The following is a 14,755-nucleotide window of genomic DNA, read 5'->3' on the forward strand; positions in this document are numbered from 1 at the left end:
ACCGAGACGCCACGCTGGGGCTCGCGACCGGACGAGGCGAGCGTGCTGCGGGACCGGGTTACGGGCTGCTCCGAAGGAGTCGTGAAGGGCTCTTTCAGCGCGTCACGCCCTGGACCCCACCGTCACTCGCCGTTGCCCTGCATTTCCACCGCGTCTCCGTCGGCGCACTCCGACACCGCGGTGATCGTGTAACGCTGGGCGCCCGCAAGGAAGCTGATCGAGGTGGTCGGACCCCCGACACCCCGCAAACCGAGAATCGGGTCCGAGCCCCCGCTCTTGTACGGCGCCGTCGTGATCCCCGCGCCTTCCCAGAGCCTCTTGACGGTGGCAATGTCCTGGGCGGGGTCTCCGCTCGGTCCATCCAGCGACTTGATGTAGCTGTAGGCCGCACCGTCGCCTCCGTTCCCCTTGGTGCACTGTTCTACAGATGGTCCGCTGTAAACCTGCCATTCACCGTCGAGTGAAATCGTCGACTGGTCGACGATTTCCTGGACGGACTGTCGAGCCTCAGTAGTGCTGATGGTCTTGCTGACTTCTGACCCCATCGGGTTTCCTCCACTACAACCTGTCAAGGTGATGATCGCCGTCATTGCACTGACGGTGGCGATCATCGAGCCAATTTGTTTCCTCGTCGGGAACATGATTCAGAACCCAGACCCGACGATGATCCCCAGGCCCGCCTCGAGCGGGGTCTGCCCCTTCGGATGGTAAGCGGTCATCTTCTCTCCCTGCCCCGTGGTGGCCAAACCGACGTTCCACAGTGATTCTGTGTTCTTATCGAGGTAGCCAGTACCGTCCGACGTGTGCACCCCGTGGTTCGTGACGCCTTCGAGGGTTCCGGAGCCATCAGCTCCGAACGTAGTCGCTCCGAAGTCGTCCGCAGTCGGATCCTGGTGATGGTCCCAGCTATGTTCGCGACCGGTGGCTGCCCAACCGTCTCCGGATTCGATGAGTGGGATCACGTTGCGGGCCTGCCCTGCGTAGACGTGATCAGCGTGGAGCGCGTCTGCATCAGGAATCGAATCGGGAATTCCCGCAGACGCAACAGCCGTGAACGTGTTGACGTGCACCCCACGTTCGGTGATCCCGTACGCACCTGCTGTCGTTCCGTAAGAGTGACCCACGATGTTGGTCATCGGCATGTCCGACGATCGCGTTGCGCCGAGTCCCCTGATCGAGTCGGCGAGCTCTTGCCCGCCGTCCGCAGCTCGTTCACCGAACAGAACCCCAACGTCTGGTGCTGTTCCAGGGATCGCCGGTGCGTCGTACCCCATCCACGAGATCACAGCTCGGTCCTCAGGACCTTGAACCGCTGCTTGCACGTCGTAGACGTTCTGCGAGGCGTTAGTCCAGCCGACCATGTCCCGGCTGCTCGACCCCATCCCCGGCACCGCCCAGGTGACATTCGTTGCGGTGTCGAGATCGCCGATCGAGATCGCGGCCAGAGGGGGAGCGTCGTCGCTCAACGAGATCAAGGAGCGGGTGCCAGCCCGGGAGCCCTGCTGCAGCGCGATCTTGATGTTCTCGAGACCGAGGAGACCTCGGGCGTTCTTCGCGCGCTCGGCCTGATTCTGGTAGGATGGTTGGTTGAGATTGTGAAGGAAGTCCTTGGCGTCCGCGATCCGTTGATCCAGTGCGGCGATGTTGACGGTGCTCCGGGCCCAATACGGCACTCCTTCGAGGTTGCCGAGTTCACTCAACGCTTCAGGGGGCAGTGCAGCAAGGTCTCGGGAGTCGGCATTGCTGTAGCCGAGTTCCCCCCAGAGTGCCGCCACCTGAGCAGCCGTGAGACCTGGCGCGAACAATTTCTCGAGGTCCTTCGGTACTCCGGACGCGTCAGCGGCATCGAGCGATACGTTGGACAACGATCCGTGCCCGCCAGCGCGGTCGAAAGCATCGGCGATGCGTTCTATCCACGCTGAGTCGGAGCCGTTTTCCTGAAGCCAACGGTCGAATCCCAGAACAAACGATGACGTATTCACCGTTGCCCAACTACATGCACCAGTGAATGCCGACCAGGCGTTCTTCAGTGCAGTCGCTTGAGACGAGGCGGCGGTGTCATTGGCGCGAGCCACGGACGAAAAGGAGCGCAGTTTCGCCGGGTCAGCCGAACTCCTCCCACTTCCGGTACCTTGCCCCGTCCGCGTTCGTCCGCGAGGGGCGAAGACGCCAGCGATGGGAGTTGGTCGCACCTCCGGCTCGGACGGCTTGAAGTCGAACGGATTCTGCGCTGTTAGGTCGATTCCACCCACGGGGGAGGCAGCTACCGCTCGCCGGCGTTCCTCCTGGCGGGCCTCCCATGCCGCGACTTCGCTCAGGCGCTTCCGTTCCTTCGCCGCTTCTGCCTTCACCTTCGTGACTTGGTCGGCGAGTTCATCCAGGACCGAGGCGAGTTTCAAGCGGTCCTCTGACCCGACCTGCGCGGACTCGGTGAAGCGGTTCGCGTACGCCCCATCGAAGTCCTCGGCGGCGTCCTCGGCCGCGGACCTTCGGACGGCCCCCTGAGACCGTAGTACTTCGGCGGCAGAAGTCGCCGCCTTGACCAGACGATCCGCGGTACCGTCGTTGAAATCGATCTTGTCCATGACTCATCCCCCAGATGTGTCCTCTGTTCTCGTCGGCAGCGTACCTGCCTAGGCCGAACTCGTGCCGGCCTCGTCCGGTCCTTTAGGCAGCGTCAGGACGTTCCATCCGCGTGGGGCTGATCGTGTGTCCCTCCGAAGCTCGCTTGTCGGACGGTGCTGACGCGTCCGTCGGCCCTCCCGACGATTTCTTGTACTGACGAGCGGGGCGTTCTGGTCGCGCTACTCAACGCATGGTGTGCTCAGTGTGCCGCGGTGGCTCGGGATGCACCTGCCTGTCACCACCGACCGGCACGACTGGGGTCTGGCCCAGTTCTCCCAGGGGGCGACCTGCGTGATGCATTTCGTCACCGCGCAGCCCGACCGGTTCGGTCCCGCGTCAGGAGACCGATGAGTTCGTCACGGTCGGACGGCTCAACGATGTCCCGACGGACAGAAGACCAACTCCATGGCTCGACCATGCCGATCGAGAACGTCACCGTTGTGTCTCAGGGCTTGATCGGCTCGTGTTCCTGCGGAAGGGTCGCACGGGAGCCGGAGGTCCTGCCATGCACAACGCCGTCATCCCGCAGCAGTACGACACGTCATGGACGATCGTGCTCGTCGCGGTCCTGGCACTGATGGTCGCGGCCGTCGTTTCCGTCGTCCGGAACACCGCGCGGATGACTCTGCTCGCGACGGTCGTGTGGGTCTTCGGGGTGATCGTGCTCCCGGTGCTGGGGTCGCTCGTCTGGTTCTTCGTCGGACGGCGGGATCTCCGCCGACGTTCGAGCCCGCTCCATGATTGACCGCCCCGCCCCGCCCCGCCGTGGTGCTGAGGGCGGGCCCGACCGTGTCGGCGAGGAACAGCGTGTGCGACCGGCGGCCGGATCGCGAGGACTAGGTCGCGCTGACCGCTGCTTCGTCCGCCGCGACCTCCTTCTGCACCGCGAACTGGGTCCGGTGCAGCTCCTCGTACCGTCCGCCAGCGGCCAGCAGTTCCTCGTGCGTCCCGCGCTCCACGATCGAGCCGTCCTCGACGACGAGGATCAGGTCCGCGCTGCGGATGGTGGAGAGGCGGTGGGCGATCACCATCGCCGTCCGGCCCTCGAGTGCCTCGCTCAGCGCGGCCTGCACGGCGGCCTCGGACGTCGAGTCCAGAGCGGCCGTCGCCTCGTCGAGGATGACGACGCGCGGCTGCGCGAGCAGGAGGCGCGCGATGGTCATCCGCTGACGCTCACCACCGGACAGCCGGTAGCCACGCTCGCCGACCATGGTGTCGAGCTGGTCCGGCAGGGACCGGATGAGCGGCTCGAGCCGGGCGCGGCGGACCGCGTTCCACACCTCGTCGTCGGTGGCCTCGGGCCGGGCCAGCCGCAGGTTCGAGCGGATGGTCTCGTGGAACAGGTGGCCGTCCTGCGTCACCATGCCCATCGTGTGCCGCATGGAGCTGAACGTGACGTCGCGGACGTCGGTCCCGCCGAGGCGGACGGCACCGCTGTCCACGTCGTACAGGCGCGAGAGCAGCTGCGCGACCGTCGACTTGCCCGCGCCGGACGTGCCGACGAGGGCGACGGTCTGCCCCGGCTCGATCCGGAACGAGACCCCGTGCAGGACCTCGTCCCCGCCGCGGGTGTCCAGCGTGGACACTTCCTCGAGCGAGGCCAGGGACACCTTGTCCGCAGACGGGTAGGCGAAGCGGACGTCGTCGAACTCGACCGCGACCGGGCCGTCGGGGATCGTGACGGCATCGGGCTTCTCCTGGATGAGCGGCTTCAGGTCGAGGACCTCGAAGACACGCTCGAAGCTGACCACGGCGCTCATGATCTCGACCCGTGCGTTCGCCAGGCTGGTCAGCGGCGCGTAGAGGCGGGTGAGCAGGAGGGCCAGGGTCACCACGTCGCCGGTGTTCAGCTGCCCGCCGAGTGCGAGGGAACCACCGACCCCGTAGACGAGCGCGAGTGCGAGGGCGGAGACCAGGGTGAGCGCGGTGACGAAGACGAACTGCAGCAGCGCACTCCGGACCCCGATGTCGCGGACGCGGGCGGCGCGGACGCGGAACTCCTCGGCTTCCTCGTCGGGACGGCCGAACAGCTTGACGAGGGTGGCACCGGGCGCCGAGAACCGCTCGGTCATCTGCGTGCTCATCGCGGAGTTGTGGTCGGCGGCCTCGCGGCGCAGTGCAGCGAGGCGGCTGCCCATCCGGCGTGCGGGGATGAGGAAGACCGGGAGCATGACCACCGCGAGCACCGTCACGAGCCAGGACGTGCTGAGCATCACGGCCAGGGTGAGGACCAGCGCCACGACGTTCGTGACGACGCCGGACAGCGTGCCGCTGAAGGCCTGCTGCGCGCCGATCACGTCGTTGTTCAGACGGCTCACGAGCGCGCCCGTCCGGGTGCGGGTGAAGAAGGCGATCGGCATCTTCTGCACGTGGTTGAACACGGCGGTGCGGAGGTCCAGGATCACGCCCTCGCCGATCCGCGCCGAGTACCAGCGGGTCACCAGGGACGCGGCGGCGTCGGCGACGGCCACCAGGGCGATGACGACGGCGAGCCAGACGATGGTGCCGACCGCGCCCCGGGCCGCGATGACGTCGACCACCTGGCCGGCGAGCACCGGCGTCGCGACCGCCAGGAACGCCCCCACGACGGAGAGGACGATGAAGACCACCAGCTTGGACCGGTACGGCACGGCGAACGTCATGATCCGCCGCACGGACTCGCGGGAGATGCCGTGCTTGCCGTCCCGGGCGGTCGAGATCTTGTAGAGCGAGCTCCAGGCCACGCCTTCCATGCTCATGACAGTTCCCTCCGTGGCCGGCCGGCCCTGCTGCGGTGGCGGTTGCCCGGACTCGGGGTCCTCAGCGGCGGCGGCGACCAGGGAGTCAGGATACGGCTCGACCGGCGCGGAGCGGGTGGGTGGCGTGCGCAACGCGGCTGGCGAGATGCTGCAGTGTGATCTGCCGGTCGGACGTCCCGATCGGTGACGCGGGACCCCGCGCGTGCCGGCTGCTCAGCAGAACCCGTCGAGCGCCGCCGTCAGCGCCGCGCTCCCACCCGGCCCGCCGTGCCCCTCGTCCTCGACGATGGTGAGCGTGCTCTGCGGGAGTTCCCGGTGCACACGCCAGGCCGTGACGGCCGGCCCGCTGATGTCCCGCCGCCCGTGGATGAGCGCCGTCGGGACGTGCGCGATCCGGTGCAGACGCGCCAGCACGGCCTGATCGCCCGGCAGGAACCCGTCGTTCGCCCAGTAGTGCGTGACGAGAGCGGCAAAGCCCTCGCGCAGCTCCGGACCCAGGTGACCGCGCTCACGAAGCCCGGGGTCGTCGAGGGAGACGTGGACGTTCTCCCACCGGTCCCAAGCCTGCGCGGCGTCCGCACGGGCCTCCCGGTCGGCACCGGCCAGGCGACGTGCGTATGCGTCGACGACGCGCTCGCCCGGGAGGCGCTGGCTGGCTCGCTCGAACGCCTCCCACTCCACCGGGAACACGCGTCCCACACCCTCCGTGATCCAGTCGACCTCGTCGCGGCTGGTCGTCGTGACGGCCATCAGGGCCAGCGCGCGGACACGTGACGGGTGCTGCTGCGCGTACGCGAGGGCGAGGGTGGTGCCCCACGAGATCCCGGCGACGACCCAGTCCTCGACGCCCAGGTGCTGCCGGAGAGCCTCGATGTCGGCGATCAGCCGCTGGGTGGTGTGGGCGGCGAGCCGGTCGCGGGACTCCGTGACGAGGGGGCGGCTCCGGCCGCTGCCACCTGGTCGACGCCGATCAGGCGGTAGCGGGCGGGGTCGAAGTGCGTTCCGTACCAGCCGCTGCCGAGCGAGCCGCCGGGGCCGCCGTGCAGCCAGAGGGCGGGGACGCCGTCGGGGGAGCCGGACTCCTCCCAGTAGAGGGACGTTCCGTCACCGACGTCGAGCAGGCCGGAGGCACTGGGTTCGGTCCTCGGGTACGGCATGGCTCGACGCTACCGGCCGGGTCAGCCGTGCAGGGCGTCGGCGAGGGTGAGGTGAGTGGGGAGTTCGTCGCCCTCGTCCATGCCCCGGCGGAAGTCGGTGCGACCGTCCTCGCCGACGTACACACCGGCTGCACCGCCCGTGATGAAGTACTGGTCGGCCAGGTCGCCGTCGAGCGCCGACGGCGTGAGGTAGAGCAGGTAGGTGCCCCCGTCTTCGAGGAGCATCCCCGGACCCGGCGAGCGGGTGGTGCCGTGCTGGCGGACGACGACCGTGGACCCGGCCGGATGGTCGGGGTCGGTCTTGGCGGTCGCCACGATCCGGACCGTGGACAGTGTGGTGGGGCTGGCGTTCGCGACGTCGTTCGCGACGCGTTGCTGTCGGACGGTGCCGGTCACGACGAGGGAACTGTGGTCGGCCATGCTGCTGACGGAGTCGTACATCCGCGCTCGGGAGCCGCTGGACCCGGACGAGCAGCCGGTGACCGTCACGAAGCCGGCGGCGAGCAACGCCGCTGCGACGAGGGTGCCGAGCCGGACCCTCGTCACGACTCGGCCCGGGTCGGCCAGAGCAGCCGGAAGCGTTCGCACACGACGGGCATGTCCGGCGCCCAGCCCCGCGGGTCCTCGGAGTGCTGGCGCCAGTACCGTTCGTGTGACGCCCGCCAGTACGCCAGGGTCCGGTCGCCCTCACCCTCGGCTCGGGCGTGCTCGGCGTCGACCTCGTCGAACGGGACGGTCCGGACGTCCGTCGTCACGATGACCGCGCTCGGCTGGTCGGCGCCGTCGAGGATGACGCTGTGTTCGCCGGCCTCGGGCAGTGGTTCCGCGGTCGCTTCGTAGTCCCAGAGTGATGACGCCGTGCCGTCCTTGACGCCGGCGAGGACCAGCGCGAGCAGGTCGTCGGCGTGCTCGGGCGTCGCGCCGAACGCCCATGCCAGGGGCACTTCCTCGGGCAGGTCCGGGGACTCCTGGCGGCGGGCGGCCCAGAAGGCGGCCACGGAAGGCGACGCTGCGTCCATGGCGCGACCCTAGCGGTGCCGCCGGTTCCCGCGCGAGGAGACCTGTCAGCACCGCGGACGCCGGTGGCACTGAGCCGGTCCTGGGAACCGCGGCCGGTACCGTGGTCCGCATGTCCACGGGGGAACAGCACGACCACACGTCCGCGTCGACGCGAGCCGGGTACACGCCACACACGGGCTCGGGGGCCGGAGCCACGCTCGGCCTCGGCGCCGCCGTCGGCATCGTCGGGGCGGTCCTCGGCCTGCTGCCGTGGATCGTCACCGGCATGCACCTGCCGTTGCAGAACCTGTGGGAGACGTCGGTCGCCGACGAACGGGACATGCCGATCGCGTTCCTGCCCTTCAACCAGTACTTCCTGACCTTCCTGGCCGCTCTGCTGCTGACCGGGGCCGGCATCGTCGGCGTCACGGCCCGTCGGCTCCACGGGCGTCTGGGACGCCCCGGGGTGTTCGCGGCCTTCGGTGGACTGCTGCTCGTGCAGGTGGTCGCGGTGGTGCAGACCACGGTCGTCACGACGGCCGGCCTCGGCATGGACCGCACCGTCGGGACGGGAGGCGCGATCAGCGCCTCCGAGATCTACGTCGTCGCCCTCGTGGTCGGCTCCGCCCTCACCGTCCTGCTCGGGGCCGGGCTCGTGCTGCTCCTCGCGCTCGCACCGGACGGCGTCGCGGTGGTCGCGCTCGCCGTCGTTGCGGTGGCGCTCGCCGAGTGGCTGCGGGGATTCGTGCTGCCGCCGGCGACCCTCTCGACCGGACTGCAGAGCACGATCGCCGGGTGGGCGTGGTGGGTCGCGCCGGTCGTGGTCGGGCTCGGCATCGCGGTGACCGGTGTCCGTTCCGCCGGCCGGGTGGTCGGGTGCTCGTCGCGCTCGTCGTGTTGCTCGTCGGGCCGGCACTGCTCACCGCCGTCGACGGTGCGGCGGGGATGCGGGTGTTGGCCCCGTACCCCCTCGAGCTCGTCGCGTTCGGGTCGGGCCTCTTCGGCGATGTGCTCGGACGCGGACTGGTGGCGGTCGTCCTCGCGGCGGTCATCGGCTGGGTGGGGGTCGCCCTGCTGCGACGGCGTCCTACCGGCCGGCGGTCCACCGGTCTGCGCGCTCCCGACCCGCCGTCTTCCGACCCGCCGTCTTCCGGTACGCGCTGAGGCTCGTCGTGTGCACCGCCGTCGGGTCGTCGAGCAGCCGCAGGTCGTAGGCCGCGCAGTCCCCGAACGTCCCGATGCCCGGCGTCCCCTCGGTTCGTTCGAGCACGCCCTTCGAGGGGCCGTCCGACCCGATGCCGGCGCGGTGCACCATCCACTCGAGGTCCGTCGCCTCGTCGGCCAGGTACCGCATCACCGCCTCGTTGTCCCGGTGCTGGCCGTCGTAGCTGCGGGCGACGGTGTTCCGGATCGCCCAGAGCGCGGGCGTCAACCGGCCGTGCGGCGGCGCACTGAGCGCACCCGCCTGGTAGAGGAACCGGCGGACCCCGGTCCGGCGCATCGCGGGCACCAGGCGTCGGACGAACGCCGTGTTCACCATCGCGGTCCGCTGCGCCTGCACGTCACCGAGCAGCGAGACCACCGCGTCGACACCGTCGAGCAGTCCGTCGAGGTCCAGGTCGTCGGTCACCGACCCCTGCCGCACGTCGAGTCCGGCACGCGGTGGACCGGCCTTGGCGGGCGTTCGGGCGAGGACGCGGACGCGGTGTCCGGCCGCGAGGGCGAGGTCGGTGAGGTGGCGGCCGGTCTGTCCGGTCCCGCCGAACACCAGGATCGTGCGCTGCGACTCCATCAGGCGTCCATCCCGACGACGATCTTGGTCGCCGAGACGCCGTCCCGGAGGGTCTGCAGAGCGGTGGGGAGGGCCTCCAGTCCGCGGCCGACGACCGTCGGCTCGGGTGCCGGACGGAACCGTCCGTCGGCGAGAGCCGCAGGCAGGAAGTCGCGGAACACCGCCGGCCCGACCGGCGAGACGACGGGGGTGCCACCCCAGATCGCGGTGACGTGCATGCCGCGGATCCGCTCGATGCGCGAGCGCACCGCGGTCGCCGGGTCGGGGTAGGCGGACGCGATCCGCTTCGTGCCCGGGACGGGGCGAGCGATGCGCAGGGCGTGTCCGAGCGAGCCCTTCCCGATCGCGACGGTGCCGACGAGGCGCCGCCCGCCGAGGGCTGCGACGACCTGCCGGTCTACGTCGGCGTCGCGGTAGTCGACGACGGTCTCGGCACCCAGGGAGCGGACCAGGTCGTGGTTCGCCCGTCCGGCCGTCGCGACCACCGTGTAGCCGCTCGCCCGGGCGAGTTGGACGGCGTTCATCCCGACACTGGTCGACGCGCCCCAGACCAGGACGACCCCGTCGGCACGGGACGCCCCGACCGTGGGGAGCGGCAGGCCGAGCTGGTCCGTCTCGTACAGGCCGGCGGCGGCCGTCGCGAGCGCCAGCGGCAGGACCGCGGCACGTTCGAAGGCCACGTCGGCCGGGAGGCGCGTGGTGACGCGCTCGAGGACTGTCACGTACCGCTGGAACCCGCCTTCGGACGCGCGGTTCCGCGCTCGCTCCTGCCCGGCGGCGAACGCGGTCACCCGGTCGCCGGGCTGGACGTCCGTGACGTCCGGGCCGACCGCGACGACCTCGCCGGCGACGTCGCTGCCCAGGACGGTCGGGAACCGGACCCACGGCGAGACGAGTCGGCGGAGCGGCCCGGTGATGGCGTCGACGGGGTTCACCGCGATCGCACGGACCCGGATGACGACCTCACCGGTACCGGGGGTGGGCATCGGGGTCGGGCGCACCTCGAAGGGTGCGCGCGGGCCGAGGAGCCAGAGGGCTTCGTTCGTCGGGGTGTCGGTGGGATCGGGGGTGGGCATGGGAGCTCCTCGCTCTCGGGCGTCAGCGATGATGACACGTGATGTCATCGTATCCCTTCATGGCACGATGTGTCATCGGGTACGATCGACCGATGCGATGGGCTCCGGATGCACGAGGTCGACTCGAGCGCGCGGCCTTCGAGCTCTTCGCCGAGCAGGGCTTCGCGGCGACGACCGTGCCGCAGATCACCGCACGCGCCGGCCTGACCACCCGGACGTTCTTCCGACACTTCGCCGACAAGCGCGAGGTCGTCTTCGCCGGCGACGAGATCCCCACGAACGCCGCACGACTCATCGCCGACGCCCCCACCGACCTCGAGCCCATGCAGGTCATCCGCAGCGTGCTGCACCAGGTCGCCGCCGCACGGTTCGACGGCAACCACGAGCAGACCGCCGCCTGGCGCCGGATCGTCGAGGGGAACGACGAACTCCGCGACCGGGACGCCCGCAAGCGATCCGACCTGGTCCGCGCTGCCCGGGGCGCATTCGTCGAACGGGGGGAGACCCCGCTGCAGGCCACCGTCCTGGCCGAGGTCGGCGTGCTCGTGTTCCAGGTCGCGCTCGAGACCTGGGCCGAGGACGACGCTGCCGCTGCCCGACCGATGTCCGCCGTGATCGACGAGGTCCTCGCCGCACTGCCCCTCGCCGGCCGGCCCTGATCGCCCGGCGCTGACTGCCGGGCGCTGACTGCCCGGGTGGCAGGATCGGGCTCATGCGCGCCGTCACCTTCGACTCCTTCTCCGCGACGCCCGTCGTCACCGACGTCCCGGAACCCGCGTGCCCACCGCACGCTGCCGTCGTCCGCGTCGTCGCCACCGGCGTCTGCCGCAGCGACTGGCACGCCTGGCACGGCCACGACGACACCGTCGCGCTGCCGCACGTCCCCGGTCACGAGTTCGTCGGCGTCGTCGAGCGGGTCGGCGACCAGGTCCGGCAGTGGCAGCCCGGCACACGTGTGACCGCACCGTTCGTCAACGCGTGCGGCACCTGCCCCACGTGCGTCGCCGGCCGTCAGAGCATCTGCCCGAACCAGACCCAGCCCGGCTTCGACCGCCCCGGCTCGTTCGCGGAACAGGTCGTCGTGCACCATGCCGACACGAACCTGGTCGCCGTGCCGGACGCCATCGACGACCCCACGGCCGCGGGACTCGGCTGCCGGTTCGCCACCGCGTACCGGGCTGTCGTGAACCGTGCACGCACGGCGACGGGGGAGCACGTGGTCGTCTTCGGCTGCGGGGGAGTCGGGCTCTCGGCGATCGTCGTGGCGGTCTCGCGCGGTGCCCGGGTCGTCGCGGTCGACGTCTCCGCCGAGGCGCTCGCCCTCGCTCGTTCCCTCGGTGCCGCCACCACGGTCGACGCGCGGACCGACGACGTCGACGAGCAGCTCCGGGCGGCGACGGACGGCGGCGCCCACGTCGTCGTCGAGGCCCTCGGCCGTGCGTCCCTCGTCCGCCAGGGCATCGCCGCGCTCCGCCCCGGCGGTCGGCACGTGCAGGTCGGTCTGCTTGCGGGCGAGGACGCCACCCCGCACGTCGACCTGGGCCGGGTCATCGCGCTCGAGCTCGAACTGCTCGGCAGTCACGGCATGTCCGCCCACGAGTACCCGGCGATGCTCGCCGAGATCGCCGAGGGGCGGCTCGACCCGTCAGCGCTGGTCGGCCGGACCATCTCCCTCGACGAGGCACCGGCGGCGCTCGCCGCGATGGACCGGCCGGCGACGTCGGCGGGTACGACGGTGGTCGTGCTGTGATCGCGGCCGACCGCGGGATCGCCGGCGCAGTCCGGGTCAGCCGCGGCGGACCGCGTCGCCGTCACGTTCTCGGAACTGCGCTGGCCGCCGCCGTGGTCGTGCTGCTCACCGGATGCGCCGACGGCTCACCTTCCTCCGGGGGAAGCGAGCACGGCGTGAGCCACCGAGGCCCCGAACCCACTGCCCGTTCCTACGAGAACGGCGTCGAGACCTGGGACCTGACGGTGCCGCCCTCGGTCGAGGCGTTCGGGATCGACACGGACGTGCCGGAGGGCGCGCGGACCCGGGTCGGTGCGTACGGCTCGGAGGCAGCCGGGGGACGTCCGGTCCGGTTCCTGCTCCCCGGCGGCAAGCAGGTCCGGGTACAGGCGACCCAGGTGGTCTTCGACGCCCTCGACAACGCGCAGGAGATGCAGGACGCGTCGGGCGAGGTGATCCTGCCGAAGGGACGGCTGTTCCACCTCCGTGTCAACACCGTGCCGGTGGCGGGCGCGAAGGCCGGTGTCGACGGGTACCGTGACGTCCTCCGGCAGCTCGACCTGCCGGACGCGTCCGTCGGCGAGCTCGAGGAGGAGATCGCTTCGGCCGACTCGGTCGACCCGGTGGATGCGTCGCAGCGGGTCGGCGTCGAAGCCGGCGTGCCGAAGACGGGCGGCTCGACTTCGGGCCCAGCACGTCGTTCCGGCCGAACGACGATCCGCTGCTGTTCACGCTCCGCTTGAACGGAGCGTGGGACCCTGCGTCGAACTGAACAGGTCTTGTACATGTAGTCTGCTGTTCATGCCCGTCTCACCGAAGCGACGCCTCGTCGCCGACGCCCTGCGCGACGCGATCGCGACGGGCCGGTACGCGCCGGGCCAACGCCTGCCGGGCGAACACGACCTGGCCGAACGCTTCGCCGTCAGCCGCGGGACCGTGCGGGCAGCGCTCGCCGACCTGGCCGACCAGGAGTACATCGCCATCCACGGCGGCATCGGCTCGATCGTCACCTTCGACGGCGCCGCGCTCGACCCCCGCAGCGGCTGGGCACGTTCGCTCGCTGCCACCGGCACCGAGATCGCCGTCCGCGTCCTGCGCATCGAGCGCGTCAGCCGACCCGGGCAGGCCGCCGAGCTCGGGCTCGACGACCCCGACTTCATCGCGGTCGATCGCGTCCGCCACGTGGTCGGTGGACCGGACGTCTCGCTCGAGCGCAGCCTGGTCCCGCCGTTCGGGAGGCTCGCCAGCGCCGTCGACGACGGTCTCGTCGACGACTCGCTCACCGCCACCATCGCGAGCGCCGGGCTGGTGCCCGCGCTCGCCGAGCAGTGGGTCGACGTGCAGCCGCTCACCGCGGAGGAAGCGGCTTCCCTCCACAGGGCGGTCGGGGAGCCGTTCATCCACAGCCGACGGGTCTCCCGCACGGCCGACGGCAGGTTCGTGGAGGCTGTCGACAGCCTGCTCGACCCGAGCCGGTTCCGCCTGCACATGAAGTTCGGGAGCGCGTCATGACGACCACCACCACCGCCGCCGGGTACGAGCACGCGCTCGCGGCCTTCCGTGGGCTGGCGATCGGGGACGCACTCGGCATGCCCACGCAGTCGATGTCCCTCGACCAGATCCGCGCCGACCACGGGGTGATCGACGGGTTCGTCGACGCCGGTCCCCACCAGCGGATCGCACACGGCATGCCCGCGGCGAGCATCACCGACGACACCGAGCAGGCCGTCCTCGTGGCGCAGCTGCTCGTGCAGGGCGGCGGACGACTCGACCCGGTCGACTTCGCCGAGGCCCTCATCGCCTGGGAACGGACGATGGCGGCGAAGGGCTCGCTCGACCTCCTCGGACCGAGCACCAAGACGGCCGTGCAGCGGATCCTCGACGGGGTCCCCGCTTCCGAAGCCGGCTCGACCGGCACCACGAACGGGGCGGCCATGCGGATCACCCCGGTCGGCATCGCCACACCGCTCTCCGGGCGTGGGGAAACCGGCACGGACGGTGTCACGGCTCTCGTCGACGCTGTCCAGGACGCCTCGCGCGTCACCCACGACACCGGACTCGGCATCGCCGGTGCCAGCGCGATCGCCGCGGCGGTCTCCGCCGGCATCGACGGTGCCACACGGTCCGAGGTGCTCGACGTGGCGGTCGCCGCGGCCCGGATCGGTGCGACGCGGGGACACTGGGTCGCCGGTGCCTCGATCGCCGAGCGCACCGAGTGGGCCCGCAGGCACCTCGCCACCGTGCCGGCAGACCAGCGGATCGACGTCGTCTCCGGGCTCATCGGCACGAGTGTGGCGTCGCAGGAGTCCGTCGTCGCAGCGCTCGCCCTCGTCGCCCTCGACCTCGACCCCTGGCAGACCGTCTGCACGGCGGCGAGCATCGGCGGCGACACGGACACCATCGCCGCCATGGCCGGAGCCGTCCTCGGCGCCGTGCACGGAGCAGCGTCGTGGTCCGACGACGCCGTGCACCGTGTCGAGACCGTCAACGACCTGCACCTCGACGAGCTCACCGAGCAGCTCCTCGCCCTCCGCGCCGCCGCCCCCCGGTAGCGCCCTCCAGACCGCCGGGCGGTGGTGTTCCCCCCTTCACCGCCGCCCGGCCCCACCCCTCGCACCCTTCCGACGACGTAAGAGGAC

The 14,755-nt window shown here is 70.7% G+C and carries 14 protein-coding genes; 6 read left to right on the forward strand and 8 right to left on the reverse strand.

Annotation, left to right across the window (positions count from 1 at the left end; translation table 11 throughout):
* Positions 1-122 precede the first annotated feature (122 nt).
* Both DEJ31_RS08510 and DEJ31_RS08515 read right to left on the reverse strand, forming a co-directional pair.
* The gene (locus tag DEJ31_RS08510; protein WP_146240596.1) at positions 123-611 is read right to left on the reverse strand and encodes a hypothetical protein; all 489 of its coding nucleotides are present in this window, start codon (positions 609-611) and stop codon (positions 123-125) included.
* Between the two features lie 33 nt (positions 612-644).
* Positions 645-2,585 carry an alpha/beta hydrolase gene (locus DEJ31_RS08515; protein WP_111121639.1) on the reverse strand — a complete coding sequence of 647 codons (1,941 nt, stop codon included), beginning with the start codon at positions 2,583-2,585 and terminating at the stop codon, positions 645-647.
* A gap of 545 nt (positions 2,586-3,130) precedes the next feature.
* Between DEJ31_RS08515 and DEJ31_RS08520 the strand changes: the two genes are divergently transcribed.
* Positions 3,131-3,370 (forward strand): PLDc N-terminal domain-containing protein, encoded by a 240-nt coding sequence (locus tag DEJ31_RS08520; RefSeq protein WP_111043602.1) that lies wholly within the window; start codon positions 3,131-3,133, stop codon positions 3,368-3,370.
* Between the two features lie 91 nt (positions 3,371-3,461).
* Here DEJ31_RS08520 and DEJ31_RS08525 read toward each other — a convergent pair whose 3' ends face one another.
* The 6 genes from DEJ31_RS08525 to DEJ31_RS08560 form a co-directional block, all read right to left on the reverse strand.
* Complete coding sequence (locus DEJ31_RS08525; RefSeq protein WP_111043601.1) at positions 3,462-5,363, reverse strand: ABC transporter ATP-binding protein; 1,902 nt, start codon at positions 5,361-5,363, stop codon at positions 3,462-3,464.
* A gap of 213 nt (positions 5,364-5,576) precedes the next feature.
* Positions 5,577-6,452, reverse strand: a complete 876-nt coding sequence (locus DEJ31_RS08530) for an alpha/beta fold hydrolase (RefSeq protein ID WP_309147276.1) — start codon at positions 6,450-6,452, stop codon at positions 5,577-5,579.
* An 89-nt stretch (positions 6,453-6,541) separates the two neighbouring features.
* Positions 6,542-7,066 carry a hypothetical protein gene (locus DEJ31_RS08535; protein WP_111121640.1) on the reverse strand — a complete coding sequence of 175 codons (525 nt, stop codon included), beginning with the start codon at positions 7,064-7,066 and terminating at the stop codon, positions 6,542-6,544.
* Positions 7,063-7,539 (reverse strand): ASCH domain-containing protein, encoded by a 477-nt coding sequence (locus tag DEJ31_RS08540; protein WP_111043598.1) that lies wholly within the window; start codon positions 7,537-7,539, stop codon positions 7,063-7,065. Before DEJ31_RS08540 ends, DEJ31_RS08535 begins: the two co-directional genes overlap by 4 nt.
* A 1,067-nt stretch (positions 7,540-8,606) precedes the next feature.
* A complete protein-coding gene (locus DEJ31_RS08555; RefSeq protein ID WP_111043596.1) occupies positions 8,607-9,311 on the reverse strand; it encodes an NAD(P)-dependent oxidoreductase in 705 nt (234 codons plus the stop codon).
* The gene (locus DEJ31_RS08560; protein WP_111121643.1) at positions 9,311-10,387 is read right to left on the reverse strand and encodes a zinc-binding alcohol dehydrogenase family protein; all 1,077 of its coding nucleotides are present in this window, start codon (positions 10,385-10,387) and stop codon (positions 9,311-9,313) included. Before DEJ31_RS08560 ends, DEJ31_RS08555 begins: the two co-directional genes overlap by 1 nt.
* 92 nt (positions 10,388-10,479) lie before the next feature.
* Here DEJ31_RS08560 and DEJ31_RS08565 point away from each other — a divergent pair, with 92 nt between their 5' ends.
* The 5 genes from DEJ31_RS08565 to DEJ31_RS08585 all read left to right on the forward strand — a co-directional run bounded on the left by DEJ31_RS08565 (position 10,480) and on the right by DEJ31_RS08585 (position 14,668).
* Positions 10,480-11,046, forward strand: coding sequence for a TetR/AcrR family transcriptional regulator (locus DEJ31_RS08565; RefSeq protein ID WP_111043594.1), 567 nt, complete (start codon positions 10,480-10,482; stop codon positions 11,044-11,046).
* A gap of 53 nt (positions 11,047-11,099) precedes the next feature.
* Entirely contained in the window at positions 11,100-12,137 is a 1,038-nt protein-coding gene (locus tag DEJ31_RS08570; protein ID WP_111121644.1) for a zinc-binding dehydrogenase, read from the forward strand.
* A 155-nt stretch (positions 12,138-12,292) separates the two neighbouring features.
* Positions 12,293-12,859 (forward strand): hypothetical protein, encoded by a 567-nt coding sequence (locus DEJ31_RS08575; RefSeq protein ID WP_146243121.1) that lies wholly within the window; start codon positions 12,293-12,295, stop codon positions 12,857-12,859.
* Between the two features lie 58 nt (positions 12,860-12,917).
* On the forward strand, positions 12,918-13,628 hold the full coding sequence (locus DEJ31_RS08580) for a GntR family transcriptional regulator (RefSeq protein WP_111121646.1): 711 nt from the start codon (positions 12,918-12,920) through the stop codon (positions 13,626-13,628).
* Positions 13,625-14,668, forward strand: a complete 1,044-nt coding sequence (locus DEJ31_RS08585) for an ADP-ribosylglycohydrolase family protein (protein ID WP_111121647.1) — start codon at positions 13,625-13,627, stop codon at positions 14,666-14,668. The genes DEJ31_RS08580 and DEJ31_RS08585 overlap by 4 nt, the downstream gene beginning before the upstream one ends.
* The last annotated feature ends 87 nt before the right edge of the window (positions 14,669-14,755 follow it).

This window comes from Curtobacterium sp. MCPF17_031 (assembly GCF_003234035.1).
In the GTDB taxonomy this organism is placed as follows: Bacteria; Actinomycetota; Actinomycetes; order Actinomycetales; family Microbacteriaceae; genus Curtobacterium.